This is a genomic window from Klebsiella sp. 141240 (assembly GCF_050600805.1).
Classification (GTDB): domain Bacteria; phylum Pseudomonadota; class Gammaproteobacteria; order Enterobacterales; family Enterobacteriaceae; genus Klebsiella; species Klebsiella aerogenes.
In genome coordinates this window covers 133,946-159,220 of sequence record NZ_JAQIRK010000006.1, presented here as the reverse complement: position 1 = coordinate 159,220, position 25,275 = coordinate 133,946, and the positions used below count along the sequence as shown (strand labels likewise).

Sequence of the window (25,275 nt, the reverse complement as noted above, 5' to 3'; positions counted from 1 at the left end):
TTAATATTTAGGGAAATGATGAATCGGGTCAAGAGATCGCCAGCATATGCCAGCACTAAAAGCTAATGAAGCGCCGCGCCGCCCCGGTCGGCCACGCGGTAAAAAGCCGGGAACCGCTAACCGCGAGCAGTTGATAGATATCGCCCTGGCGCTGTTTGCTCGCCACGGCGCGGCCCGCGTGTCGCTAAATGCCATTGCCAAAGAGGCCGGGGTGACGCCGGCGATGCTGAATTACTATTTTACGTCGCGGGAAGCGCTGATTGAGAATTTGCTGGAAGAGCGCTTTATGCCGCTGCGTAACGATATCAGCCGCATTTTTGTCGACCATCCGCAGGATCCGGTGACGGCGTTGACGATGATGGTTGAGACGCTGGCGGACATGGCGGAGCAAAATGCCTGGTTCGCGCCGCTGTGGATGCAGGAGATCATCGGCGAGATGCCGATGCTGCGCCAGCACATGGATGCGCGCTTCGGCGAGGAGCGTTTTCAGGTGATGCTGGAGACGGTTCGTCGCTGGCAGCAGGAGGGGAAAATTAACCCGGCGCTGGCGCCGGAACTGCTGTTTACCACGGTGATTAGCCTGGTGCTGGTGCCGTTCTCGCGCATCCATAGCGACCCGCGTTTACAGGCGGTAACCCGGCAGACCATTGTTAGCCACGCGCTGGCGTTAATGGGCCACGGGGTCGGCGGTTAAGGCGTGATGTTGTGTTAATTCAGATGCTGATACTGCTTCTGCCTTATGGCTCTCCTGGCACAGGGATTTTCCCGGAGGCGGCGCGTTGCGCCTTGTCCGGGCTACCAAATCGCACAGTCGGGTAGCCCGGATAAGCGCAGCGCAATCCGGGGTTATCGTTACAGCGTCTTCGATAAATAGTGGCGTTGCATACCCGCGTGCGGGAAATCGGGCAGCGACATCTGCAACTGATAGCCTAATTTCTGATAAAACGGCAGCGCCTGGAAGCTAAAGGTATCGACCAGCAAATGACTGCAGCCCAACGCCTGCGCCTGCTGTTCTGCCTCCTGCATAAGCTCGCGGCCCAGGCCGTTGCCGCGCATCTCTTCGCTCACCCACAGGTATTCGATACACAGCCAGTTGCCTTTGCGTTTGGCGATAAGCCCGCCACGCATCACCGCTTGCTCATCGCGGGAGTAAATGCCCAGATCGCCAAACTGCGTCGGGTCGAGGTAGCGTGAATTGTATTCACGCAGGCCTGCCAGCAATTCTTGTTGATCGTCGGGATTAATGCTTTTTGTAATTATTAGAGCCATTAAGTTTCTCCAGTTGCACAGGCTATCGTTATATTTTCCTCTCCTGACTTTCACAAAATATTCTTATTTTCTCCATTATTTTTTGTCTTAATTTTGACCTTCAAAGTAAGCGAAATAACCTTTCCATGACTTTCGAAAGGGCGGGCTGAGAATCCCCACAATAATAATAGTGTTAAGGAACATCTGAGCTCTATTGCGATATTTCCATTGAGACGAAATGTCACCGCGCCCCTCTTTTCCTCGCGATTTAATTCACGGGGGGACGTCTTACATCTTGAGAAAATAAAATGAAACACATCATAGCCCCCATCGCGACAGCATTATTTCTCCTGAGCGGATGCGATAATGCGCAGACAACTGCGCCGCAACAACCCACGCCGGAGGTGGGAATTGTTACGCTGCAAGCCCAGCCGGTGCCGGTGGTCAGCCAACTGACTGGCCGCACTACCGCCTCGCTCAGCGCCGAAGTGCGCCCGCAGGTCGGCGGTATCATTCAGAAGCGCCTGTTTACCGAAGGCGATATGGTGAAGGCCGGGCAGGCCCTTTACCAGATCGATCCCTCCAGTTATCGCGCCACCTGGAACGAAGCGGCGGCCGCGTTGAAGCAGGCGCAGGCGCTGGTGGTCTCTGATTGCCAGAAAGCCCAGCGCTACGCGTCGTTGGTCAGAGATAACGGCGTCTCTCGCCAGGATGCCGACGACGCTGCCTCCGCCTGCGCCCAGGACAAGGCCAGTGTGGAGTCGAAAAAAGCGGCGCTCGAGAGCGCGCGCATCAACCTGAACTGGACCACCGTCACCGCGCCGATTGCCGGGCGCATCGGCATCTCCTCGGTCACGCCGGGAGCGCTGGTCTCTGCAGACCAGGATACCGCGCTGGCGACGATCCGCGGCCTCGACACCATGTATGTCGATCTGACGCGATCCAGTGTCGATCTCCTGCGTTTACGCAGGCAGAGCCTGGCCAGCAACAGCGATACCCTCAGCGTGACGTTAACCCTTGAAGATGGCAGTACCTATCCCGAAAAAGGGCATTTGGCGCTCACCGAAGTCGCCGTCGATGAATCCACTGGCTCGGTGACCCTGCGCGCCATCTTCCCCAACCCGCAGCACGTCCTGCTGCCGGGAATGTTTGTCCGCGCGCGTATCGATGAAGGCATCATGAACGACGCGATCCTCGCGCCGCAGCAGGGTATCACCCGCGATGCCAAAGGCGACGCCACGGCGCTGGTTGTCGATGCCGACAACAACGTTGAGCAGCGTACCGTGCAAACCGGCGATACCTACGGCGATAAATGGCTGGTGCTGAGCGGTCTGAAAGCGGGCGACAAGCTGATTGTCGAAGGCACCGGTAAAGTATCCCCCGGACAAGCGGTGAAGGCCGTTGCCGTCAAAAATAACGGAGGCAATGCCTGATGTTCTCCCGTTTCTTCGTACGGCGCCCGGTCTTTGCCTGGGTGATCGCTATCCTTATCATGCTTGCCGGGGCGCTGGCGATCCGCACGCTGCCGGTGGGGCAATATCCGGACGTCGCCCCGCCGGCGGTCAAAATATCCGCTACCTATACCGGAGCTTCCGCAGAAACCCTGGAAAACAGCGTCACCCAGGTTATCGAGCAGCAGCTCACCGGACTGGATAACTTACTTTATTTCACCTCCACCAGCAGTTCGGATGGTACGGTGAGTATTACCGTCACCTTTGAGCAGGGAACCGATCCGGATACCGCTCAGGTACAGGTACAAAACAAAGTGCAGCAGGCGGAATCGCGTCTGCCGAGTGAAGTACAGCAATCTGGCGTAACGGTAGAAAAATCGCAAAGCAGTTTCCTGTTAATCCTCGCGGTGTATGACAAAACCAACCGCGCCACCAGTTCTGATATCTCCGATTGGCTGGTCAGCAATATGCAGGACCCGCTGGCGCGCGTGGAGGGCGTCGGCAGCCTGCAGGTATTCGGCGCCGAATACGCGATGCGCATCTGGATGGACCCGACCAAACTCGCCTCTTACTCGTTGATGCCTTCCGACGTACAGTCGGCGATTGAGGCGCAGAACGTGCAGGTCTCCGCGGGTAAAATCGGCGCGCTACCGTCGTCCAATGCCCAGCAATTGACCGCTACCGTGCGCGCGCAGTCGCGGCTGCAAACACCTGACCAGTTCAAAGCGATCATTGTAAAGAGCCAGTCAGACGGTTCAGTGGTGCGCCTGAGCGATGTCGCGCGGGTGGAAATGGGCAGCGAGGATTACACCGCTACCGCTAATCTGAACGGCCACCCCGCCGCCGGGATTGCGGTAATGATGGCGCCCGGCGCCAACGCGCTGGATACCGCGACGCTGGTGAAAAGCAAAATCGCTGAATTCCAGCGTCAGATGCCTCAGGGCTACGATATCGCCTACCCGAAAGACAGCACCGAGTTCATCAAAATCTCGGTCGAGGACGTGATCCAGACGCTGTTTGAAGCGATTATTCTCGTGGTCTGCGTAATGTATCTGTTCCTGCAGAACTTCCGCGCGACGCTCATTCCGGCGGTAGCGGTACCGGTCGTGTTACTTGGCACCTTCGGGGTACTGGCGCTGTTCGGCTACTCCATTAATACCCTGACACTGTTCGCCATGGTGCTGGCGATCGGCCTGCTGGTGGATGATGCCATTGTGGTAGTGGAAAACGTCGAACGGATTATGCGCGACGAAGGGCTGCCCGCCCGCGAAGCCACCGAAAAATCGATGGGCGAAATTTCCGGCGCGCTGGTGGCGATCGCCCTGGTGCTGTCGGCGGTATTCTTGCCAATGGCCTTTTTCGGCGGCTCGACCGGGGTAATCTATCGCCAGTTCTCGGTGACGATCATCTCGGCGATGATGCTGTCGGTGGTCGTAGCGTTAACCCTCACTCCGGCGCTGTGCGGCGCGCTGCTAAGCCACTCCAAACCTCATGACAAAGGCTTCTTCGGCGCCTTTAATCGCCTGTGGGGGCGTACAGAAGAGGGCTACCAGCGTCGCGTACTCGGCGGCCTACGCCGCGGCGCGGTGATGATGGGCGCTTACGCCTTGATTTGCGGGGCGATGGCGCTGGCGATGTGGAAACTGCCGGGCAGCTTCCTGCCGGTGGAGGATCAGGGCGAAATCATGGTCCAGTACACCTTGCCTGCCGGGGCGACGGCGGTGCGTACCGCCGAGGTGCGCCGTCAGGTGACCGACTGGTTCCTCACCAAAGAGAAAGCCAATACCGAGGTTATCTTCACCGTCGACGGCTTCAGTTTCAGCGGCAGCGGTCAGAACGCCGGTATGGCCTTCGTCTCATTGAAAAACTGGTCGCAGCGCAAAGGCGACGAAAATATCGCGCAGGCCATTGCGCTGCGCGCCAACAAAGAGCTGGGCGCGATCCGCGACGCCACCCTGTTCGCCATGACGCCGCCATCGGTGGACGGCCTTGGGCAAAGTAACGGCTTCACTTTCGAGCTGATGGCCAGCGGGGGTACCGATCGCGATAGCCTGATGAAGCTGCGCAGCCAACTGCTGGCCGCAGCCAATCAGAGCGGCGAACTGCAATCGGTTCGCGCCAACGATCTGCCACAAATGCCACAGCTGCAGGTGGATATCGATAACAACAAAGCCGTCTCGCTGGGGCTGTCGCTCAGCGACGTGACCGATACGCTCTCCAGCGCCTGGGGCGGCACGTACGTCAACGATTTTATCGATCGCGGCCGGGTGAAAAAAGTCTATATCCAGGGCGAGAGCGACGCGCGCGCCGTGCCGTCCGATCTTGGTAAATGGTTTGTCCGCGGCAGCGATAACAGCATGACGCCGTTCACCGCGTTCGCCACCACCCATTGGGAATACGGCCCGGAAAGCCTGGTACGCTACAACGGCTCAGCCGCCTTTGAGATCCAGGGGGAAAACGCCGCGGGCTTCAGCTCAGGGGCGGCAATGGACAAAATGGAAAAACTGGCCGATAGCCTGCCGGCGGGTTCCACCTGGGCATGGAGCGGTATTTCGCTGCAGGAAAAACTGGCCAGCGGCCAGGCGATGAGCCTGTACGCCATTTCGATTCTGGTGGTGTTCCTGTGCCTGGCGGCGCTGTATGAAAGCTGGTCGGTGCCGTTCTCGGTGATCATGGTCATCCCGTTAGGCCTGCTTGGCGCGGCGCTGGCGGCCACGCTGCGCGGCTTAAGTAACGACGTCTATTTCCAGGTGGCGCTGTTGACGACCATTGGCCTGTCGTCGAAGAACGCCATTCTTATCGTTGAATTCGCTGAATCCGCGGTGGATGAGGGCTATTCGCTCTCGCGGGCGGCGATCCGCGCCGCGCAGACCCGTCTGCGCCCGATTGTCATGACCTCGCTGGCATTTATCGCCGGAGTACTGCCGCTGGCCATTGCTACCGGCGCCGGGGCCAACAGCCGCGTGGCGATCGGTACCGGGATTATCGGCGGCACCCTGACGGCGACGCTGCTGGCGGTGTTCTTCGTCCCACTGTTCTTTGTGCTGGTGAAGCGTCTCTTTACCCGCCCACGTCCTTCTCAGGAGTAAGTTATGTTTCGTTTGAGTTTAATGTTTATCGCGCTCCTGACCGCGGGCTGCGTTTCTCTTGACCCGCACTACGAGCGCCCGGCCGCGCCGGTGCCGGCGACCCTTCCCGGCGCGCACGGCGAATCGACGGCGGTGGTCGGCGACTGGCAAAAAGTGGTCAATGATGCGCGGCTAAAAAAAGTGGTCAGCATCGCGCTTAATAGCAACCGTGATGTGCAAAAGGCATTGGCCGATATTGAAGCCGCTCGCGCCCAGTATGGCGAAACGCGCGCATCGTTGTTTCCCACCGTCGATGCCGAGCTGAGCCATACCCGCAGCAAAACGATCGCCAGCGGCCTAAGTTCTACCTCGCAGGCTGACGGCGCGGTCTCGAGCTTCGAACTGGACTTGTTCGGCAAGAACCAGAGCCTGTCGCGCGCGGCGCGAGAAAGCTGGCTTGCCAGCGAATTCACCGCGCAAAATACCCGACTGACGATGATTGCCGATTTGACCACCGCCTGGGTGACGCTGGCGACGGATAATAGCAATCTGGCGCTGGCGCAGCAGACGATGGATAGCGCGGAGAACTCGCGCAAAATCGTCGCTCGCCAGATGGCGGTGGGCACCGCCTCCGCCGGTGATTTAAGTTCGGCGGAAAGCGTCTATCAGCAGGCGCGAGCCAGCGTCGCCAGCTATCGTACGCTGGTGGCGCAGGATAAAAACGCCATTAACCTACTGGCGGGGGAAACCGTGCCGGAGAGCCTGCTGCCCGGTACGCTGGAGAGTCTGGGGGATAACAGCATCGCGCTGGTGCCGGCGGGGGTATCATCATCGGTACTGTTGCGCCGGCCGGATATTCAGGAGGCGGAACATAATCTCAAGAGCGCTAATGCCGATATCGGCGCGGCGCGAGCGAACTTTTTCCCGTCCATTTCTCTGACCGCCAGCGCCGGGGTCGGCAGCGATTCGCTATCGTCGCTGTTCAGCCATGGCATGCAGGTGTGGTCGTTTGCGCCCTCTATCAGCCTGCCGCTGTTCACCGGCGGCAGTAATCTGGCCCAGCTACGCTATGCGCAAGCGGAGAAAAAGGGGCTGATTGCCACCTACGAGAAATCCATTCAGAGCGCCTTTAAGGACGTTGCCGATGCGCTGGCGCGCCGGGAAACGCTGAGTGAACAGCTCGATGCCCAGCAGCAGTATGTTGCCGCCGAGCAGAAGTCGCTGGATATCGCGATGAAGAGTTACCAGGCCGGGGTTGGCGATTATCTGTCGGTGCTGACCGCCCAGCGGACGCTGTGGTCGGCGAAGGCGACGCTGCTGTCGCTGCAGCAGACCGACCTCAATAACCGCATTACGCTCTGGCAATCGCTGGGCGGCGGCGCCAATTAATGTTCCTCTTCGAAGGCGTTATAGCACCTTAATCCCCACTGACACGTGCGTTAACTCCAGATTGCGGTAATAAAATATTCCACCTTTATTACCGCAATATCTCTGGCTATACCTACAATTCTCCTATTATCCCAAGCGTATTAATCGTGATACTCTTCACATGAATGGAATAAAAAATTCCTTATACTGCGCGCAACTGAGAATAACGAGGTTTTTATGAGTATCGACCTGAGCAAACTGATGACCGAGCGACGCAACGCCAACAGCGCCAACATTGACACCCTCTCCACCGTCGACATGCTGACGGTGATAAACCAGGAAGATCAGCAAGTGGCGCAGGCGATAACGCCTTATTTGCCGCAGATAGCGGAAGTCGTGGATAAAGTGGCGGCGGCGCTGCGGGCTGGGGGACGGCTGATTTACATCGGCGCCGGCACGTCGGGGCGTTTGGGTATTCTGGACGCCAGCGAATGCCCGCCGACCTTTGGCACCCGTCCGGAGCAGGTGGTGGGGATTATCGCCGGCGGACATAAAGCGATTCTGAGCGCCGTGGAAAACGTGGAAGACAATAAAGCGCAAGGGGCGATGGATCTGCAGAACCTTAACTTCAGCAACCGTGATGTACTGGTGGGGCTGGCGGCCAGCGGGCGTACGCCGTACGTCATTGGCGCGATGGAATACGCCCATAGCCAGAATGCGTTTGTCGCTATCGTCAGCTGTAACCCGCACGGTGAAATGGCGCAGCTGGCGGACGTGGCGATTACCCCGGTGGTCGGCCCGGAAGTGGTTACCGGATCGACCCGCCTGAAAGCCGGCACCGCGCAGAAACTGGTGCTGAATATGATCTCCACCGGGGCGATGATCCGCATCGGTAAGGTCTACAGCAACCTGATGGTGGATGTCGAAGCGACCAATGCCAAGCTGATTGAGCGCCAGGTGTCTATCGTGATGGAAGCGACCGACTGCGATCGCGCCACCGCGCAGAATGCGCTGGATGCCTGTGGCCGCCACTGTAAGACGGCGATTGTGATGGTGTTGGCTGACTTAAGCGCCGCAGAAGCGCAGTCGCTGCTGGCGAAAAACAACGGTTATATCCGCAAGGCGCTAAGCAACACCTGAGCGCCGACAGACAGGTAACAGGCAATGGCAAAAATAACTAAAGAGATGATAGCGCGGATCCTGGCCCACGTCGGCGGGGCCGCAAACGTGGCGCAGGCGGGTAACTGCATGACGCGCCTGCGCTTGACCCTGCGCGATGATAGCCTGGCCGATAGCGCCGCCATTCGCCAGATTGATGGCGTGATGGGGGTTATCGTCAGCGATGAACAGTTCCAGGTGGTATTAGGCCCCGGCAAGGCGCAGACCGCCGCGGAAATGATGAACGGCCTGATGGACGCGGCGCCGCAGGCAGCCGCCTCGCTGGCGGATGTGGCAGCGGAGAAAAAGCAGGCGCTGAAGAGCAAGCAGACCAGCGGGGTACAGAAATTTCTCGCGAAGTTCGCCACTATCTTTACGCCGTTGATCCCCGGCTTCATCGCCGTCGGGCTGCTGCTGGGCTTTGCTACGCTGGCGGAACAAATCTTCGTGCTGGAGAACGCGCACCCTAACGCCAGCCTGGTGGCGCTGATTGGCTACATGAAGGTATTCAGCAAAGGGATGTTTACCTTCCTGAGTATCCTGATTGGCTATAACGCTCAGAAAGCCTTCGGCGGTTCTGGCGTGAACGGCGCGATTATCGCCTCGCTGTTCGTGCTGGGCTACAACCCGGAAGCGACCAGCGGATTCTACGCCGGAATTTCGACCTTCTTCGGCCACGGTATCGACCCGCGCGGCAATATTATCGGCGTGCTAATCGCCTCGATTCTTGGCGCGTGGGTAGAACGTCAGGTGCGTCGGATAATGCCTGCTAACCTCGATATGATCCTTACCTCGGCGGTGACGCTGCTGATTATGGGCGCAGTGACCTTTACGGTGATTATGCCGATTGGCGGCTGGCTGTTTACCGGTATGTCGTGGCTGTTCCTGCATCTTAACGGTAATCCGTTTGGCTCGGCGGTGCTGGCAGGGCTGTTCCTGCTGGCGGTGATGTTCGGCGTGCATCAGGGGTTTGTACCGGTCTATTTTGCGCTGGTGGATGCGCAGGGCTTTAACTCGCTGTTCCCGATCCTGGCGATGGCCGGGGCCGGGCAGGTGGGCGCGGCGCTGGCGCTGTTCTGGCGCGCAAAGCGCGATTCGCTGCTGCGAACCCAGATCAAAGGGGCGATTATTCCGGGCTTCCTCGGCATTGGCGAACCGCTGATTTACGGCGTGACCCTGCCGCGTATGAAACCATTTATCACCGCCTGTATCGGCGGCGCCTGCGGCGGTTTCTTCGTGGGCCTGATCGCCTGGCTGGGGCTGCCGGTCGGCCTGAACACGGTGTTCGGCCCCTCGGGGCTGGTGGCGCTGCCGCTGATGACCTCCGGTAGCGGAATTTATGCGGGGATGGCGGTGTACGCCGGCGGTCTGGCGGTTTCGTATCTATGCGGTTTTGTGCTCACCTGGCTGTTCGCCAGTAAAAACGTTGACCTGAGTTAAGCGTATTTCCCCGGCCACGGTTGGGTATTCGGTTAGTAGCCCCGGTAAGCGTAAGCGCTACCGGGGAAGGCGCTTAGACGATTTTCATCTTATTGATACCTTTTCGTGTTTAAAAATCGAGCACAAAATCGTTATAGTTTTGCTCGAAAAATAATAATGACTTTCCATGGACTGACGGGGTACTAACGATGAAATGGCGTTTACGCACGGCGGCGGCAGTGATGCTGGCTGGCCTGCTGTTAGCGGGCTGTGACCAGAAGAATGACAATGCCAAACACATAAAAGTCGGCGTGATTAACGGCGCGGAACAGGATGTGGCGGAAGTGGCGAAGAAGGTGGCGAAAGAAAAGTATGGCCTCGACGTCGAGCTGGTGGGCTTTAGCGGTTCGCTGCTGCCGAACGATGCCACCAACGCCGGGGAGCTGGATGCCAACGTCTTCCAGCATCGTCCCTATCTGGAACAAGACAACAAAGCGCACGGCTACCACCTGGTGGCCATCGGCAATACTTTCGTCTTTCCCATGGCCGGCTATTCGCGCAAGATTAAATCCGTTGCCGATATTAAAGATGGCGCGACTATCGCCATTCCCAACGACCCGACCAACCTCGGCCGCGCGCTATTGTTATTGCAAAAAGAGCAGCTGATTACCCTCAAAGCGGGTACCGGCCTGCTGCCGACGGCGGTGGATATCACCAGTAATCCGCGTAATCTGAAAATTATGGAGCTGGAAGGGGCGCAACTGCCGCGGGTGCTGGACGATCCGAAGGTCGATGTCGCTATTATCAGTACCACCTACCTGCAGCAAACCGGGTTATCGCCGGTGCGCGACGGCATCTTTATTGAAGACAAAAACTCGCCGTACGTGAACATCATTGTGGCGCGTGAAGAGAATAAAGATGCCGAAAACGTGAAAGAGTTTATGCAGTCGTACCAGTCGCCGGAAGTGGCGAAGGCGGCAGAAACCATCTTCAACGGCGGCGCGGTACCGGGCTGGTAATCATCTACGCTGCGCCATCAGGTGCAGCAGCGGCACCAGAGACAGCCCGTCCGGCATTTCGCCGCGGGCGATCAGCTGGTTTATCTCCTCGAAGGTAAACCAGCCGGTTTCCATCACTTCATCCTGATCTGCGTCCATGCCAACCCAGCTTAAATCGGTGGCGAGCCAGGTGATAAACAGCTGGTCGCTGCTGCCGTATGACGGGTTGTAGCGGATGATTTCCTCTGCGTGTTGCGCCTGCCAGCCGGTCTCTTCGCGCAGTTCGCGCAGCGCGGCGACGGCGGGCTCTTCCCATTCATCGACGCCGCCAGAGGGAATGGCCCATACCACCTTATCGATCAGATAACGGTAGTGGCGAATCAGCAGCACTTTGTCGTCCTGGAGCGCCACAATCCCGACCGCCGGGCGTGGGTAGTGGATGGAATAAAAGTCGCGCCGCTCGCCGGGGGCGACATCAATACCTACCTTGCGCATGCTGAACCACGGCGTCTCGGCGATGACCTGCGGATTATGCATATCGGCGGCGGTTAGTTTCTTTTTCATCCTGCCATTCCTGTAGAAAGTTTAACCCTCAGAACAACATAGCCGGCTGTGATTGGCAACCGTCGCAGGTTGGCCCGATTCCATCGATCATTGCCCAAACGCCCATATTGCGCCAGGCTGGTACTCAGTACGATGTTCGCAGATTACCCCACAGAGGAACGCTAACATGAACATCACCCATATCCGAAATGCTACACAGGTTATTGAATACGCAGGTAAAAAATTCCTGATCGACCCGATGCTGGCGGACAAAGGCGCCTGGCCGGGATTCCCTGGAACCGCGCGCAGCGAGCTGCGCAATCCGCTGGTGGCGCTGCCGTTTTCTCGTGAAAAAATTATCGACGTCGATGCGGTAATCGTCACCCATACCCATGACGATCATTGGGACGAAGCGGCGATCGCGGCGATCCCAAAAACCCTACCGGTATTCGTCCAGCATGAAGCCGACGCCGCGCTGCTGCGCAGCCAGGGATTTCAGGATATCCGCCTGCTGTCGGCAGATAGCGAATTTGCCGGCGTTAGTCTGCAGAAAACCACTTCCGGGCAACATGGCAGCGACCGTACCTACGCGGTACCGGCGATGGCTGAACGTCTGGGCGAGGCCTGCGGCGTGGTGTTCCGTCATCCGCAGGAGAAGACGCTGTGGCTGGTTGGCGATACCATCTGGCGCGATGAGATCGAAGCCGACATGCTGAAGCTGCGCCCGGATGTGGTGGTGTTGAACGCCGGCTACGCTCACGTTATCGGCTTTGGCCCGATCATCATGGGCAAAGAGGACCTGTTGAAGGCGCATTTCGCCCTGCCGGAAGCGAAAATCATGGCCATCCACCTGGAGGCAGTCAACCATTGTCTGGTGAGCCGCGAAGAGATGCGCCAGTACGTCGCGGATAATCAGATTGCCGGGGTAGTCAGTATTCCGCAGGATGGGGAAACCGTTGTTTATTAATCTGCTCAAAGGGAAGGGATGATGAAATTAACCGACGTGGCGATTGTCGCCGTAGAGGGCTTTAGCCCGTTTCATTATGCCGTCCCCTGTATGCTGTTTGGCGATACGGTCTCGGAAACCAAACGTTTTAATCTGCAGATTTGCGCCGAACAGCCGGGATTACTCAGCGCCCGCGACGGCTTTGCGCTGTACGCCAGCGGTGATTTTACCGCGATGGAACAGGCGGATATCGTGGTGGTGCCCTACTGGGGCGAGGTCAATCAGTGCCCGCCGCAGGCGTTGATCGCGAGCCTGATTCGGGCGCGCGATAACGGCGCGGAAATCGTCGGCCTGTGCCTCGGCGCGTTTGTCCTTGGCTACGCCGGGCTGCTCGACGGTAAGCGGGCGGCGACCCACTGGGAGTTCGAGCAGGATTTCCAGCGCCTGTTTCCGCAGGTGCAGCTCGATATCAACGCCCTGTACGTCGATGACCAGAAGGTAATTACCTCGGCGGGTACCGCGGCGGCGCTAGATTGCTGCCTGTATATCATTCGCCAGCGTTTTGGCAGCCTCGCCGCCAACCAGATCGCCCGGCGGATGATCGTGCCGCCGCACCGCGAGGGCGGCCAGGCGCAGTTTATCGCCCAGCCGGTGCCGTGCAACACCCGCGATGCGCGGATTAACTGCTTGCTGGATTATCTGCAGCAGCATATTGCCGAGCCGCATAATCTTGATTCGCTGGCCGAGGTGGTGGCGATGAGCCGCCGTACCCTGACCCGCCACTTCGCCCGGGCGACCGGGATGAGCATTGCCGACTGGTTGACCGCTGAACGTCTGCGCCGCAGCCAGAGCCTGCTCGAAGCGGGGGATTTGCCGGTCGAGCAGGTGGCGGAAGCGGTGGGCTATCTTTCCGCCGTGACCTGGCGCCAGCACTTTAAAGCGCGTTTTGGCGTTAGCCCGACGGAGTGGCGGCGGACTTTCCGCCGCGGCGTTTAGCCGGCGAGAGTCGAACTGTCGATCACGAAGCGATATTTCACGTCGCCCTTGACCATTCTTTCCCATGCTTCGTTGATCTGATCGGCGCGAATCAGCTCGATATCGGCGACGATGCCGTGTTCGGCGCAGAAGTCGAGCATCTCCTGGGTTTCCGGGATACCGCCGATCATCGAGCCGGCAATCGAGCGGCGGCGGAAGATCAGATTGAACACTTCCGGCGATGGATGCGGCGTGGCCGGGGCGCCAACCAACGTCATGGTGCCATCACGTTTCAGCAACGTGGTGAAGGCATCGAGATTGTGCGGCGCCGCCACGGTGTTGAGGATGAAATCGAAGCTTTTGACGTGGGCCGCCATTTCGTCTTCGTTGCGCGACACCACTACCTCATCCGCGCCCAACGCTCTGGCCGCGTCACGCTTGGATTCCGAGGTGGTAAAGGCCACCACGTGGGCCCCCATGGCGTGGGCCAACTTGATCCCCATATGCCCCAACCCGCCGATGCCGACGACGCCGACTTTTTTGCCCGGCCCGGCGTGCCAGTGGCGCAGCGGAGAATAGGTCGTGATCCCGGCGCACAAGAGCGGCGCGACGGCGGCGAGCTGGGCTTCGGGATGATTTATCCGCAATACGTAGCGTTCATTGACCACGATCTGCTGTGAATAACCGCCCAGCGTATGCCCTGGCGCGTCCTGGGTCGGCCCGTTATAGGTCAGCACCATATGGTCGCAGTAGTTCTCCAGTCCCTCAGCGCACTCCTCGCACTTCTTACAGCTATCCACCATACAGCCGACGCCCACCAGATCGCCAACGGCGTAACCTGAGACGGCATCGCCGACCGCCGTCACCCGGCCAACGATTTCATGCCCCGGCACGCAGGGATACAGCGTCCCGGCCCATTCCGCTCGCGCCTGATGGAGATCGGAATGGCAGACGCCGCAGTATGCAATGGCGATCTGCACATCTTGTGGGCCGGGTTCGCGGCGGGTGATAGACATCGATTCGAGCGGCTGGCTGGCGGAGTACGTACCTATAGCGTTGATCTGCATAGCATTACCTCTTGTGCAATAGCGTGATAAATCAAGCGGAAGGGGGTGAGTGTTTTTTGCGCGGCAAGGGTAAGCTTAGCCTGGTTAGGGCAGGATGAGAAAAGCGCAGCTCGAAGGGTTAAAGAAGGCGCCTCACCGAGGTGAGGCGCTCGTGATATCAAGGCGCGATCGGCATAATGGCCTCATCGCGCATTTAAAAACCCTCCAGCACGATTTTGCCGACCGAGCGCCCGGTTTCCAGCTTAGCGTGGGCTTTTTGCAGATTGGCGGCGTTGATAGTTCCGTAGTGTTCGCCAAGGGTAGTGCGCAGCGTGTTATCGTCAATCAACGCGGCGACGCGGGTCAGTAGCTGATGTTGGGCGATCATGTCATGCGTCTCAAACATTGAGCGGGTGAACATAAATTCCCAGTGCAGCGAAATGCTTTTCGCTTTCAGCGGCACCACGTCCAGGCTCTCCGGGTCATCAATCAGCGCCAGCTTACCCTGCGGGGCGAGCGCGGCGATCAGTTCGTTAAAATGCTGATCGGTATTGGTCAGGCTGGCGACGTGGGTCACGGCATGAATGCCGATTTTCGCCAGTTCTTCACCGAGCGGTTTGCTGTGGTCGATGACGTGATGCGCCCCGGCCTCGCGTACCCACTTCTGGCTTTCCGGGCGCGATGCGGTGCCAATTACCGTCATATTGGTGAGTTTGCTGGCCAACTGGGTGAGGATAGAGCCAACGCCGCCCGCCGCGCCGACAATCAGCAGCGTATCGCCGGCGTTACCGCCTTCCTGCACGCCAAGGCGGTGGAACAGCAATTCCCAGGCGGTGATAGCGGTCAGAGGCAGCGCGGCGGCGGCGGCATTCTCCAGCGAGCGCGGCTTCAGCGCCACGATGCGTTCATCAACCAGCTGCAGTTCGCTGTTGCTGCCGGGGCGGCCCAGCGCGCCGGCGTACCACACTTCATCGCCCGGCGTGAATAGCGTTACCGCATCGCCAACGGCTTTCACCACGCCAACCGCATCCCAGCCCAGTACCCGCGGGGTATCGGCGTTAAACCCGGCGCGCACTTTGGTGTCGACCGGGTTCACCGAAATGGCTTTGACCTCGACCAGCAGATCGTGCCCCTGCGCCTGCGGATCCGGCAGATCGATATCGCGTAAAAAGGGAATGTTGTTGCCGTCGGCGGCGGCCTGGGTAATGGCAATGGCTTTCATAGGTTCTCCGGTCTACAAAGAGGATTCATGGTGCGAATGCGTCGAGGATAGACCGGTCTAGCGTCGGGAAAAACGGCCCGGCGGCGATAACAGTTATATAAAAAAAGTGAAAATCGGCGAATGCGACATTGGCGAGTTTCGTTTATTTCGAATATTGTGAGTTTCGAATATTGCGATTATAATTTGTACATGGCCATTGGAGACAAGCGCATGACTAAACTGAACCTTCCGGACCCGCTGGAGAGTGAACTTGCCCAGCGCGGGCAGCGTGAGCTGGCGGCATACCTTTCTACTCATCTTGAAACGCAGCGTATTGCGATTGTGGGTGAAGATGACAAAACTCATACCATTGAGTTGCCAACCAGCGCTCTGACTATGCTGATGGAGATCCTTGGGGAATTGGCTTGTGGCAACGCGGTGCAGATTGTTCCTGTTCATGCTGAACTCACCACCCAGGAAGCAGCGAATATCCTCAATGTTTCTCGTCCGCATATGGTTAAACTGCTGGAAGCGAGGAAGCTTCCATTTCATAAAACTGGACGCCATCGCCGGGTTCTGTTTGCCGATCTGATGGAGTATAAAAAACGTAGGGAACAGGAAAGCCTGGACGCGATGCAAGCGCTGGCGGATCAGGCGCAGGACTTAGGGATGTATTAATGCGACATTCACCTTATCCGGTGATTTTAGATGCTTGTGTATTATATCCAGCACGGCTCAGGGATTTATTAATGCACTTAGGGATCGCTGGACTTTATCAACCAAAATGGAGCCGCTTCATTCACGATGAATGGTGCAGGAATCTTCTTATAAATCGGTCTGATATAGCCCCTGAAGCGCTGCGTCGTACCGTTGATCTCATGAATGCTGCTTTACCGGATGCTAATGTAACAGGTTTTGCAGGATTAATTAACGGACTAGTTTTACCCGACCCTGACGATCGGCATGTCCTTGCTGCGGCAATCAGAGCGAAGGCTGAAATTATCGTTACGTTAAATCATAAAGACTTTCCAGCAGAATCATTGCTTCCATTTGAAATTGAAACACTTCATCCTGATGTATTCATATCGGACCTGTTTGACCTTAATCATGCTCTGGCGTTGGAGGCGGTGAGAAGGCAGCGGCAGTCTCTCAAGCATCCTCCAATGACCGTCGATGAGTTCCTGGAGATGCTGCTAAAGCAGGGCTTGCCGATGACGGTAAAAGAGTTAGCCAATTACCAGTACGCCATATAGCGATGGTCATCACCCGGAAGTATTATGGTTTCATATTTGAGACCCTTTTCCTTTCCATGTCGCAAATATTAATATCACTCCGGCAGAATAATAATATTGCGTTATGGCTCAAGGTTTATACCTTGACGCCCGACATCCTGCGTGCGATTTTTCTTCTATCAAATAATAAACAGAGTTTCATATTTGGAACAAAAATAAAATCATTGTGTTATTTAATTAAGAGTTTCACCGCTGAGACAAAATAATAAGTCGATATTAATCGACGGTCTTTTATCGCTTATAAAAATAAAGTGAGGAATGTGCTATGCGTAAAATACTCCTTTCGCTGCTGCTGGCTGCCGCGACCAGCGGGACGGCGCTGGCGGATGACGGCAAGCCGTTCCCGCATATCGGCTGGCGCAGCGCGGATAATCTCGCCGGGCTGGATTTCGGCGGCGCGCTGCGGGCGAACTATCGCTATGAAGACTGGAAAGGCAGTAATTATCGCAACCCGCCACATCTGCGTTTTGATACCTTCCGTATCGACAGCAGCGGCTTCTATGATAATTATTTCTTTGATGCCGGGTTCTGGTTCCAGGATCACCGTAAATACGCCATCGACCGCGCTTACGTAGGGTATCGCTTCGACAATAATAATAATATCCAGCTGGGGATCCCCGGCAAACCATTTGGCCTTGAACCTTATCCGCAATTTGGCTGGTCCTATGGTATTCCGTTTTATTTAGGCTTTGGCGTGAGCGCCGGTAGCGGCGTGAACTATCAATATCACGATAATAACTGGTCGCTGGATGTGGCCTATTTCCCGTGGATGGAGCCGGAGAATTTGCGCTATGCGCCGGACGTTGGCGATTACGATCGGCTGAAAAACACTATCTATCCGACTCAGCATCAGCAGCATAATGAAAAGCGCGACCAGGTGAATGTGCGTATTGCGCGGGATTTTCACGGCGGCGGCTGGAATAACGAGCTGGGCGGCTCGCTGGCGCTGGCGCGGTTGCACAACCGCGAGACCGACGACGACGGCACCTTCTGGGCGGCAGGCGTGCACGGCATGTTACATAACGGGCCGTGGCAGCTGACTTCGCAGCTGATTCGCTACCAATACGATCCGAAGAACCCGGCGGGCGTCAGCGACGATACGATACTGATGGGCGGCAACGGCCTGACGCCGGCCTACCTGATCCCGGCGAAAGCGACGACCGCGTCGCTGAACGTCGCCCGCGATGTTGATGTGAAGTGGGGCGGCGTGTCGAAGCTGCGTTTTTACAACGACTACAGCGTGCTGTGGAAAGATAAAAGCGGCTGGAGCGATTCGCAGATGAACACCCTTGGCGTACAGGTCTTTGCGCTGCCGGTGATGTTCTGGGTCGATCTCAGCTGGGCGAAGAACGTTAATCCGTGGGGCGGCGCGCTGAACGCCACCGGCTGGACCAGCACCCAGTCCGAGGGCAGCGGCAAATGGTACTTCCGCACTAACGTTAATATTGGTTATTACTTCTGAGGCGGGATTTCCCTGCTCGCGCTGCGCTCAGCAGGGCTACCGTTCTGCGCCGTCTGGTAGCCCGGGCAAGGCGCTAGCCGCCACCCGGGGGCTTGCTCGAGCTATCAGACCGTAGGCCGGATAAGGCGCAGCCGCCATCCGGCGCAAAAGCGGCTCTTTACTCGCGGTTATTGCCCGGCGGCGCTACGCTTGCGCGGGCCTACAGATCACATGCCGGGCGTAGTCCGGATGAGGCGTTAGCTGCCACCCGAGGGGCTAGCTCGCGCTATCAGGCATCCTGAGCTACTTTTTAGGCTCTGTTTTCCACTGTAGCAAACCGGCGATATCCTTTTCACCTTCGGCTTCCTTTAAGCGCCGCTGTTGTTCAGCAAACTGACTATATTCCGCCTGCGCTTTTTCATCGGCCATTTTCTTACTGACTTTACCTGCGCCTTGCAAAACCTCACGGTCGTTAAATTGCAGGAACTGATCCAGCTTATCGTGCCAGTCGCGTAAAAAGACCTGCTGACGACGACGGGCCTGATCCTCGGCAAAATCCAGCCACATGTTAACTACGCGGTTAAGCTCATTGACTTCATCCTGAGTGAGATAATTTTTTGCTACCGTCACGTCGCCCTTATGCACCTCTTCGCCTCTATAGCTGGTCAGCCCCATATGCGGCAGACTGGTGTCAGCACGTTGATGAATGAGCTCAGCGGCGGTATGTCCGGTACAGGCAAAATGTAACTTGTTCTGGATAGTTTGAAAAAACTGCGTGGTTTCTTTTAACGACGGTTGATAGTCAGCCGCTAAGGCAAAAATTTCTCGCACCCGCAAATAAACGCGGCGTTCGCTGGCGCGAATATCGCGAATACGCTCCAGCATCTCATCGAAATAGTCGGGTACAGCCGATGAACCCACAGGCGGATTCTTCAGCCGCTCATCGTCCATCACAAAACCTTTGATCAGGTATTCCTGGAGCGTCTGGGTCGCCCACTGGCGGAACTGCGTGCCGCGAGAGGAGCGAACGCGATAGCCAACAGCGAGTATGACAGGCAGGCTGTAGTGAAGCCGGTTGCGGCTTACCTGACGGCTGCCCTCCTGTTGAACTTGTAAGTAAGACTTACAGGTTGCGTTTTGTTCAAGCTCACCTTCCTCATATATAGCTTTAATATGCTGTGTAACGGCTTGTGGGGTGACTTGATAAAGGCTGGCGATAGTTGCTTGAGGGAGCCATAGTGTTTCTTGCTCAAAGCGGCATTCAACGCGTACTTCCCCGTCATCGCTGGCAAACATAATGAATTCACCTGCTGGGGACGACGTTATAGTTTCCTTTGCCATATGGTCTCCGGGTCAACCTGTTCACAACGGTAGAGTATGTCAGAAGCGGGGCATAAATTTCATTAGACGAACGATTAATCTGGCGCGTTTGCGGGTGTTAAGGCAGCCGTAATCCGAGGAATTTCCCTGCTCGCGCTGCGCTCAGCAGGGCTACCGTTCTGCGCCGTCCGGTAGCCCGGGTAAGGCGTTAGCCGCCACCCGGGGATCTTTCTTGCTCGCGCTATCTGGCACGTTGCAGCGTGCTGTTGACGCTTTTCAGCGATTGTTGAATATGCCGTAATTCGGCTGTTAATTTCTCTTCTTTATCGCTGAGCGGTAACAGCACAATGCAGCCATCCATCACCTTAACCGTGACCGGCTTCCCGGTATCGAATCCCGCTTCGCGTAGCCACTTGCCGGAAAGGGTAAGACTTGGTGTACTGGTATCCCGGCCATTGGGCCGATAGCCAACCAGCAGCTGACGCTCGGTTCCGTTAACGGTGAAATCTGGGGTAGAATGCAAATCAGCCATAATCAACTCCTTGATAGTTGGTGAGGTTAGCTCTCATCAGGTATTGCGAGTACCTGATGAGGGCGATTAAAGATCAGGACGGAATCTGGTTAGGTACGTACCTGTATGGTTATACATTGCTCTTTTAGGTACGTATATGTCAACAGCCAAACGTGATACCAATCAGTCAAAATGCGGCAAAGCTCCCACTTTTCAGATGCGGATAACGCCGGAGCTGAAAGCGCAGTTTGAGGCCGCTGCAGCAGACGCAGGGATGAGTTTGGGAAACTGGCTCAAGACCCTGGGAAGAAAGGAGCTGGAGAGGCTAAGCATTGAGACTGTTGATAAGTAAACTTTAACGATCGATTTAACTTTCTGTTCGACTAGGAATACCAACGATCTCCATTTTTATAGCCCCTTCGTCAGTGAATATTGATGCCAGACCTTTTCTTATCTTTAATTGATCGTTTTCAATTTCACCGTGTGCTATTGGCGAGTAGATAGCAGTTTGTAACTGAACGCGCTCAAAATCATAACCAATGTCTTTGGCAATGGCTGAAAGAAGGTCAACAAATAAATTATTGCTGGTTTGATTCCAGATAATGCCGCTGGCGTTATCGTTGTTTGGATATGTTGTATTTAGATGTGAGAAATACAACTTCCAGGAAGATATGACCTGATTTTCAGTTTTACTTCTTTTAGCTTGTCCTTTTCTCACCCGACCATAGAAAGCAATATCGATCATATTGAGCGCTCTGACATGTTCATTTGATAACCTAGCGTTCTGCGATCTGGTGGCCATCAATTGTTTAAAAATATCTATTTTAAGTGTCTTTTTATCAGTGTATCTTTCAATAAATTTCTGAACTTGAACGGCAATGACTGGGCTGATTAAAGTCACTATCACCGTTGTGATCGATAGCACTAAACTCATTTTAGAATCCATAATTTTATAAGATATAAAGTTAGATTAACGAAGGATTTAATAGGGTAGGCTAACAGCAGAATACTTAATATATGCCGAATGGCCGATAGAGGATGAGAAACTTTGGCGGAAGATCACAGGAGTTGAACCTGCCCGGGACCGCTGGCGGCCCCAACTGGATTTGAAGTCCAGCCACCTCACCGGAGATGACGATCTTCCGCGCCTCGATTGCTACATGGAGGCGGGCGCATTATAGCTACTTTCAGGCATTTACCACATACCTAAACGCACTTTTTTACTGTTAAAACTGGACTTTGCAGAACAGTCTGAGACAAATCCGTTCAAAATCCATGGGTTACACTTTTTCACACTCTTTCGGGCTACCGCGATCACAGAAAACAAGAAACGTAATTTGATAACGAGATATCGCAATTCATCTTACTGCGCCAAAGGTTTAAAAAAACCGTAACCGGTACCAATCCGCGGTGCCGCTAAGGGAATAGTGCGCAAATGAAAGATCATATTCTGTCCGTCAAAGAGAAAATTGGCTACGGTATGGGTGACGCCGCCAGCCACATCATTTTTGATAACGTCATGTTATACATGATGTTTTTCTACACCGATATTTTCGGTATCCCCGCCGGCTTTGTCGGCACCATGTTCCTGCTGGCGCGGGCGCTGGATGCGATTTCCGACCCGTGCATGGGCCTGCTTGCCGACCGTACCCGTAGCCGCTGGGGTAAGTTCCGCCCGTGGATCCTCTTCGGCTCTATCCCGTTCGGCCTCGTCTGCGTGCTGGCTTACAGCTCGCCGGATTTAAGCCACAACGGCAAGCTGATCTACGCCGCCGTGACCTACACGCTGCTGACCCTGCTCTACACCGTGGTGAATATCCCCTACTGCGCGCTCGGTGGTGTGATCACCGACAACCCGACGCAGCGCATCTCGCTGCAGTCCTGGCGCTTCGTGCTGGCGACGGCGGGGGGCATGCTCTCCACTGTGCTGATGATGCCGCTGGTCAACTTTATCGGCGGCGAAGATAAAGCGCTCGGCTTCCAGGGCGGCATTGCTGTGCTCTCGGTGGTCGCCTTCCTGATGCTGGCCTTCTGTTTTTTCACCACCAAAGAGCGTGTCGAAGCGCCGCCGAGCAGTACCTCGATGCGTGAAGACCTGCGCGATATCTGGCGTAATGACCAGTGGCGGGTGGTCGGCGTGCTCACCATCCTCAATATCCTCGCGGTCTGCGTTCGCGGCGGCGCGATGATGTACTACACCACCTGGATCATGGGCTCGGCGGCGTTGTTCACCGTCTTCCTCACCACCTACTGCGTCGGCAACCTGATTGGCTCGGCGCTGGCGAAGCCGCTGACCGACTGGAAATGCAAAGTCAGCGTCTTCTGGTGGACCAACGCCCTCCTGGCGGCGCTCAGCGTGGTGATGTTCTTCGTACCGATGGACGCCGAAATCACCATGTTCGTCTTTATCTTCATCATTGGCGTACTGCACCAGCTGGTGACGCCAATCCAGTGGGTGATGATGTCCGACACCGTCGACTACGGCGAATGGTGCAACGGCAAACGCCTGACCGGCATCAGCTTCGCCGGCACCCTGTTTGTGCTCAAGTTGGGGCTGGCGCTGGGCGGCGCGCTGATCGGCTGGATGCTGGCCGGCGGCGGCTATGACGCCGCCGCTAAAACCCAGAACAGCGCCACCCTCACCATCATTATCGCCTTGTTCACCCTCGTTCCGGCGGTGTGCTACCTGCTGAGCGCGGTAATCGCCAAACGCTACTACACGCTAAAAACGCCGTTCCTGAAAAAAATGATGGCCGAGCTGGCCGAGGGCGCGCGTCGCAACGAACAAGAATTCACGGCAGCCCCGATCGACAAAGAATGGCAAAACTAAGAGGACGTTTTAATGAAAATCAGTGATGGAAACTGGCTCATTCAACCAGGGCTCAACCTGATCCAACCCGTACAGGTTTACGAGGTGGAGCAGCAGGGGAATGAAATGGTGGTCTATGCCGCGCCGCGCGATGTCCGCGAACGCGCCTGGCAGCTGGATACGCCATTGTTCACCCTGCGCTTTTTCTCGCCTCAGGAAGGGATAATCGGCGTGCGCATGGAGCACTTCCAGGGCGCGCTGGATAACGGTCCGCACTATCCGCTGAACGTGCAGAAAGACGTCCATGTCGAAATAGAAAATACGGCCGAGTTCGCCGAGCTGAAAAGCGGTAGCCTCAGCGTGCGGGTGACTAAAGGTGAATTCTGGGCGCTGGATTTTCTGCGCGACGGCGTGCGTATCACCGGTAGTCAACTCAAAAACAACGGCTACGTGCAGGATAACAAGACCCAGCGCAACTACATGTTTGAGCGCCTCGACCTCGGCGTCGGCGAAACCGTCTACGGCCTCGGCGAGCGCTTTACCGCGCTGGTGCGCAACGGCCAGACGGTAGAAACCTGGAACGAAGACGGCGGCACCAGCACCGAGCAATCCTACAAAAACATCCCGTTCTACCTGACCAACCGCGGCTATGGCGTGCTGGTGAATCACCCGCAGCGCGTCTCTTTCGAGGTGGGCTCGGAGAAAGTCTCTAAAGTCCAGTTCAGCGTTGAGGGCGAATACCTCGAGTACTTCGTGATCGACGGCCCGACGCCGAAAGCGGTGCTTAACCGCTATACCCAGTTCACCGGCCGCCCGGCGCTGCCGCCGGCATGGTCGTTCGGTCTGTGGCTGACGACCTCGTTCACCACCAACTATGACGAAGCGACGGTGAATAGCTTTATCGACGGCATGGCCGAGCGTAATCTGCCGCTGCACGTCTTCCACTTCGACTGCTTCTGGATGAAGGCCTTCCAGTGGTGCGATTTTGAATGGGATCCGCTAACTTTCCCGGACCCGGAAGGGATGATTAAGCGCCTGAAGGCGAAAGGGCTGAAGGTCTGCGTGTGGATCAACCCGTACATCGGCCAGCGCTCGCCGGTGTTCAAGGAGCTCAAAGAGAAGGGCTACCTGCTGAAGCGTCCGGACGGTTCGCTGTGGCAGTGGGATAAGTGGCAGCCGGGGCTGGCGATTTATGACTTCACCAACCCGGAAGCCTGCCAGTGGTACGCCGACAAGTTAAAAGGTCTGGTGGCGATGGGGGTCGATTGCTTTAAGACCGACTTCGGCGAGCGTATCCCGACCGACGTGCAGTGGTTTGACGGTTCCGACCCGCAGAAAATGCACAACCACTACGCATTCATCTATAACGAGCTGGTGTGGAAGGTGCTGAAAGAGACCGTCGGCGAGCAGGAGGCGGTGCTGTTCGCCCGCTCCGCCTCGGTGGGTGCGCAGCAGTTCCCGGTGCACTGGGGCGGCGACTGCTATGCCAACTACGAATCGATGGCGGAAAGCCTGCGCGGCGGGCTGTCGATCGGCATGTCCGGCTTCGGTTTCTGGAGCCACGATATCGGCGGTTTCGAAAACACCGCGCCGGCCCACGTTTATAAACGCTGGTGCGCCTTTGGCCTGCTCTCCAGCCACAGCCGCCTGCACGGCAGTAAATCCTACCGTGTGCCGTGGGCCTACGACGATGAGTCCTGTGACGTGGTGCGTCATTTTACGCAGCTGAAATGCCGCATGATGCCGTATCTCTATCGCCAGGCGGCGCTGGCCCACGAGTTCGGCACTCCGATGCTGCGCTCGATGATGCTCGAGTTCCCCGACGATCCGGCCTGCGACTATCTCGACCGTCAGTATATGCTCGGCGATTCGGTCCTGGTGGCGCCGGTGTTCTCTGAGGCGGGCGAGGTGCAGTTTTATCTGCCGGAAGGGCGCTGGACGCATCTGTGGCATAACGATGAATTGCCGGGTAGCCGCTGGCATAAGCAGCATCACGATGCACTGAGCCTGCCGGTCTACGTTCGCGACAACACCCTTCTGGCGCTGGGCAACAATGACCAGAAACCCGATTATGCCTGGCATGAAGGCACCGCCTTCCAGCTGTTCCAGCTCGACGATGGCCGCGAAGCGCTGTGCCAGGTTCCGGCGGCCGACGGTTCCGTGATTTTCACCCTGAAGGCGAAGCGCCAGGGGAACACCATCACCATGAGCGGCGAAGGCGAAGCCCGCGGCTGGACGCTGTGTCTGCGCAATATCCCGCGGATAGCGGGCGTGCAGGGTGGGACTCAGGCCGGCAGCGAACGGGGCGTGGTAGTGAGCGCCGAGGGTAATGCGCTGACGATTACGTTGTAAGTTAATACCCCCCTCTCCGCCAGCGGAGAGGGTTTTTTTATTCCATTTATTGCACAATTCGTAACGTTCATTTCATTCTGGTGACTCATCCCACAGACCGATTTGCCCTCCGGTGGTAGCGTAATCTGC

Annotated in this window: 22 protein-coding genes and 1 tRNA gene; 15 read left to right on the top strand and 8 right to left on the bottom strand. The window is 56.7% G+C overall.

From position 1 onward, the window contains the following. The first annotated feature begins 46 nt into the window (after nt 1-46). Nucleotides 47-694, top strand: a complete 648-nt coding sequence (locus tag PGQ95_RS13560; protein WP_045390522.1) for a TetR/AcrR family transcriptional regulator — start codon at nt 47-49, stop codon at nt 692-694. A gap of 158 nt (nt 695-852) precedes the next feature. On the opposite strand, the gene PGQ95_RS13555 is transcribed toward PGQ95_RS13560, so the two are convergent. Continuing rightward, the gene (locus PGQ95_RS13555) at nt 853-1,269 is read right to left on the bottom strand and encodes a GNAT family N-acetyltransferase (protein ID WP_113374075.1); all 417 of its coding nucleotides are present in this window, start codon (nt 1,267-1,269) and stop codon (nt 853-855) included. A gap of 287 nt (nt 1,270-1,556) precedes the next feature. Between PGQ95_RS13555 and eefA the strand changes: the two genes are divergently transcribed. The 6 genes from eefA (at nt 1,557) to nlpA (ending at nt 10,731) form a co-directional block, all read left to right on the top strand. Then, nucleotides 1,557-2,681, top strand: a complete 1,125-nt coding sequence (gene eefA / locus PGQ95_RS13550; protein WP_430918403.1) for a multidrug efflux RND transporter periplasmic adaptor subunit EefA — start codon at nt 1,557-1,559, stop codon at nt 2,679-2,681. Beyond that, on the top strand, nt 2,681-5,788 hold the full coding sequence (eefB, locus tag PGQ95_RS13545; protein WP_430918401.1) for a multidrug efflux RND transporter permease subunit EefB: 3,108 nt from the start codon (nt 2,681-2,683) through the stop codon (nt 5,786-5,788). The genes eefA and eefB overlap by 1 nt, the downstream gene beginning before the upstream one ends. A gap of 3 nt (nt 5,789-5,791) precedes the next feature. Next, the gene (gene eefC, locus PGQ95_RS13540) at nt 5,792-7,156 is read left to right on the top strand and encodes a multidrug efflux RND transporter outer membrane subunit EefC (protein WP_411325297.1); all 1,365 of its coding nucleotides are present in this window, start codon (nt 5,792-5,794) and stop codon (nt 7,154-7,156) included. Nucleotides 7,157-7,372: 216 nt separating this feature from the next. Further along, nucleotides 7,373-8,275, top strand: a complete 903-nt coding sequence (gene murQ / locus PGQ95_RS13535) for an N-acetylmuramic acid 6-phosphate etherase (RefSeq protein WP_430918398.1) — start codon at nt 7,373-7,375, stop codon at nt 8,273-8,275. A gap of 24 nt (nt 8,276-8,299) precedes the next feature. After that, complete coding sequence (gene murP, locus PGQ95_RS13530; protein WP_087858909.1) at nt 8,300-9,733, top strand: PTS N-acetylmuramic acid transporter subunit IIBC; 1,434 nt, start codon at nt 8,300-8,302, stop codon at nt 9,731-9,733. A gap of 188 nt (nt 9,734-9,921) precedes the next feature. After that, nucleotides 9,922-10,731: a lipoprotein NlpA gene (gene nlpA, locus PGQ95_RS13525; protein WP_430918396.1), complete on the top strand. Its 810-nt coding sequence runs from the start codon at nt 9,922-9,924 to the stop codon at nt 10,729-10,731. Here nlpA and PGQ95_RS13520 read toward each other — a convergent pair whose 3' ends face one another. After that, nucleotides 10,732-11,274 carry an NUDIX domain-containing protein gene (locus PGQ95_RS13520; protein ID WP_430918394.1) on the bottom strand — a complete coding sequence of 181 codons (543 nt, stop codon included), beginning with the start codon at nt 11,272-11,274 and terminating at the stop codon, nt 10,732-10,734. Nucleotides 11,275-11,440: 166 nt separating this feature from the next. Between PGQ95_RS13520 and PGQ95_RS13515 the strand changes: the two genes are divergently transcribed. Both PGQ95_RS13515 and PGQ95_RS13510 read left to right on the top strand, forming a co-directional pair. Beyond that, the gene (locus PGQ95_RS13515; RefSeq protein ID WP_045375223.1) at nt 11,441-12,220 is read left to right on the top strand and encodes an MBL fold metallo-hydrolase; all 780 of its coding nucleotides are present in this window, start codon (nt 11,441-11,443) and stop codon (nt 12,218-12,220) included. A 21-nt stretch (nt 12,221-12,241) separates the two neighbouring features. After that, nucleotides 12,242-13,195 carry a GlxA family transcriptional regulator gene (locus tag PGQ95_RS13510; RefSeq protein ID WP_271032730.1) on the top strand — a complete coding sequence of 318 codons (954 nt, stop codon included), beginning with the start codon at nt 12,242-12,244 and terminating at the stop codon, nt 13,193-13,195. On the opposite strand, the gene PGQ95_RS13505 is transcribed toward PGQ95_RS13510, so the two are convergent. Together PGQ95_RS13505 and PGQ95_RS13500 are read right to left on the bottom strand one after the other, a co-directional pair. Continuing rightward, complete coding sequence (locus PGQ95_RS13505) at nt 13,192-14,241, bottom strand: NAD(P)-dependent alcohol dehydrogenase (protein ID WP_271032697.1); 1,050 nt, start codon at nt 14,239-14,241, stop codon at nt 13,192-13,194. The two genes, PGQ95_RS13510 and PGQ95_RS13505, sit on opposite strands and share 4 nt — an antisense overlap. Before the next feature lie 193 nt (nt 14,242-14,434). Then, nucleotides 14,435-15,442 (bottom strand): zinc-binding alcohol dehydrogenase family protein, encoded by a 1,008-nt coding sequence (locus PGQ95_RS13500; RefSeq protein ID WP_032709437.1) that lies wholly within the window; start codon nt 15,440-15,442, stop codon nt 14,435-14,437. A gap of 210 nt (nt 15,443-15,652) precedes the next feature. On the opposite strand from PGQ95_RS13500, the gene PGQ95_RS13495 reads away from it, so the two are divergent. The 3 genes from PGQ95_RS13495 to PGQ95_RS13485 all read left to right on the top strand — a co-directional run bounded on the left by PGQ95_RS13495 (nt 15,653) and on the right by PGQ95_RS13485 (nt 18,175). Continuing rightward, on the top strand, nt 15,653-16,099 hold the full coding sequence (locus PGQ95_RS13495) for a helix-turn-helix domain-containing protein (RefSeq protein WP_015369110.1): 447 nt from the start codon (nt 15,653-15,655) through the stop codon (nt 16,097-16,099). After that, entirely contained in the window at nt 16,099-16,674 is a 576-nt protein-coding gene (locus PGQ95_RS13490; RefSeq protein ID WP_087858911.1) for a PIN domain-containing protein, read from the top strand. Before PGQ95_RS13495 ends, PGQ95_RS13490 begins: the two co-directional genes overlap by 1 nt. 304 nt (nt 16,675-16,978) lie before the next feature. After that, nucleotides 16,979-18,175 carry a hypothetical protein gene (locus PGQ95_RS13485; RefSeq protein ID WP_020077662.1) on the top strand — a complete coding sequence of 399 codons (1,197 nt, stop codon included), beginning with the start codon at nt 16,979-16,981 and terminating at the stop codon, nt 18,173-18,175. 282 nt (nt 18,176-18,457) lie between these two features. On the opposite strand, the gene PGQ95_RS13480 is transcribed toward PGQ95_RS13485, so the two are convergent. After that, nucleotides 18,458-19,495 carry a virulence RhuM family protein gene (locus PGQ95_RS13480; RefSeq protein WP_430918390.1) on the bottom strand — a complete coding sequence of 346 codons (1,038 nt, stop codon included), beginning with the start codon at nt 19,493-19,495 and terminating at the stop codon, nt 18,458-18,460. Nucleotides 19,496-19,715: 220 nt separating this feature from the next. After that, the gene (locus tag PGQ95_RS13475; protein WP_032713047.1) at nt 19,716-20,006 is read right to left on the bottom strand and encodes a SymE family type I addiction module toxin; all 291 of its coding nucleotides are present in this window, start codon (nt 20,004-20,006) and stop codon (nt 19,716-19,718) included. A gap of 136 nt (nt 20,007-20,142) precedes the next feature. Here PGQ95_RS13475 and PGQ95_RS13470 point away from each other — a divergent pair, with 136 nt between their 5' ends. Further along, complete coding sequence (locus PGQ95_RS13470) at nt 20,143-20,337, top strand: hypothetical protein (protein ID WP_032713048.1); 195 nt, start codon at nt 20,143-20,145, stop codon at nt 20,335-20,337. 15 nt (nt 20,338-20,352) lie between these two features. On the opposite strand, the gene PGQ95_RS13465 is transcribed toward PGQ95_RS13470, so the two are convergent. Continuing rightward, nucleotides 20,353-20,919 (bottom strand): DUF6680 family protein, encoded by a 567-nt coding sequence (locus tag PGQ95_RS13465; protein ID WP_032713049.1) that lies wholly within the window; start codon nt 20,917-20,919, stop codon nt 20,353-20,355. Between the two features lie 115 nt (nt 20,920-21,034). After that, a tRNA-Sec gene (locus PGQ95_RS13460) sits at nt 21,035-21,129 on the bottom strand. Nucleotides 21,130-21,420: 291 nt separating this feature from the next. Between PGQ95_RS13460 and PGQ95_RS13455 the strand changes: the two genes are divergently transcribed. Together PGQ95_RS13455 and yicI are read left to right on the top strand one after the other, a co-directional pair. Further along, complete coding sequence (locus tag PGQ95_RS13455; protein ID WP_430918387.1) at nt 21,421-22,815, top strand: glycoside-pentoside-hexuronide family transporter; 1,395 nt, start codon at nt 21,421-21,423, stop codon at nt 22,813-22,815. 12 nt (nt 22,816-22,827) lie between these two features. After that, nucleotides 22,828-25,146 (top strand): alpha-xylosidase, encoded by a 2,319-nt coding sequence (gene yicI, locus PGQ95_RS13450; protein WP_430918384.1) that lies wholly within the window; start codon nt 22,828-22,830, stop codon nt 25,144-25,146. Nucleotides 25,147-25,275: the final 129 nt, after the last annotated feature.

Bases quoted from the DNA above. Each gene is read 5' to 3' on its own strand.
- eefB (WP_430918401.1), top strand. From the start codon at position 2,681: ATGTTCTCCCGTTTCTTCGTACGGCGCCCGGTCTTTGCCTGGGTGATC.
- PGQ95_RS13495 (WP_015369110.1), top strand. From the start codon at position 15,653: ATGACTAAACTGAACCTTCCGGACCCGCTGGAGAGTGAACTTGCCCAG.
- yicI (WP_430918384.1), top strand. From the start codon at position 22,828: ATGAAAATCAGTGATGGAAACTGGCTCATTCAACCAGGGCTCAACCTG.
- PGQ95_RS13510 (WP_271032730.1), top strand. From the start codon at position 12,242: ATGAAATTAACCGACGTGGCGATTGTCGCCGTAGAGGGCTTTAGCCCG.
- PGQ95_RS13500 (WP_032709437.1), bottom strand. From the start codon at position 15,442: ATGAAAGCCATTGCCATTACCCAGGCCGCCGCCGACGGCAACAACATT.
- murP (WP_087858909.1), top strand. From the start codon at position 8,300: ATGGCAAAAATAACTAAAGAGATGATAGCGCGGATCCTGGCCCACGTC.
- PGQ95_RS13490 (WP_087858911.1), top strand. From the start codon at position 16,099: ATGCGACATTCACCTTATCCGGTGATTTTAGATGCTTGTGTATTATAT.
- murQ (WP_430918398.1), top strand. From the start codon at position 7,373: ATGAGTATCGACCTGAGCAAACTGATGACCGAGCGACGCAACGCCAAC.
- PGQ95_RS13520 (WP_430918394.1), bottom strand. From the start codon at position 11,274: ATGAAAAAGAAACTAACCGCCGCCGATATGCATAATCCGCAGGTCATC.
- eefA (WP_430918403.1), top strand. From the start codon at position 1,557: ATGAAACACATCATAGCCCCCATCGCGACAGCATTATTTCTCCTGAGC.
- nlpA (WP_430918396.1), top strand. From the start codon at position 9,922: ATGAAATGGCGTTTACGCACGGCGGCGGCAGTGATGCTGGCTGGCCTG.
- PGQ95_RS13485 (WP_020077662.1), top strand. From the start codon at position 16,979: ATGCGTAAAATACTCCTTTCGCTGCTGCTGGCTGCCGCGACCAGCGGG.
- PGQ95_RS13480 (WP_430918390.1), bottom strand. From the start codon at position 19,495: ATGGCAAAGGAAACTATAACGTCGTCCCCAGCAGGTGAATTCATTATG.
- eefC (WP_411325297.1), top strand. From the start codon at position 5,792: ATGTTTCGTTTGAGTTTAATGTTTATCGCGCTCCTGACCGCGGGCTGC.
- PGQ95_RS13465 (WP_032713049.1), bottom strand. From the start codon at position 20,919: ATGAGTTTAGTGCTATCGATCACAACGGTGATAGTGACTTTAATCAGC.
- PGQ95_RS13555 (WP_113374075.1), bottom strand. From the start codon at position 1,269: ATGGCTCTAATAATTACAAAAAGCATTAATCCCGACGATCAACAAGAA.
- PGQ95_RS13560 (WP_045390522.1), top strand. From the start codon at position 47: ATGCCAGCACTAAAAGCTAATGAAGCGCCGCGCCGCCCCGGTCGGCCA.
- PGQ95_RS13515 (WP_045375223.1), top strand. From the start codon at position 11,441: ATGAACATCACCCATATCCGAAATGCTACACAGGTTATTGAATACGCA.
- PGQ95_RS13455 (WP_430918387.1), top strand. From the start codon at position 21,421: ATGAAAGATCATATTCTGTCCGTCAAAGAGAAAATTGGCTACGGTATG.
- PGQ95_RS13505 (WP_271032697.1), bottom strand. From the start codon at position 14,241: ATGCAGATCAACGCTATAGGTACGTACTCCGCCAGCCAGCCGCTCGAA.
- PGQ95_RS13470 (WP_032713048.1), top strand. From the start codon at position 20,143: ATGTCAACAGCCAAACGTGATACCAATCAGTCAAAATGCGGCAAAGCT.
- PGQ95_RS13475 (WP_032713047.1), bottom strand. From the start codon at position 20,006: ATGGCTGATTTGCATTCTACCCCAGATTTCACCGTTAACGGAACCGAG.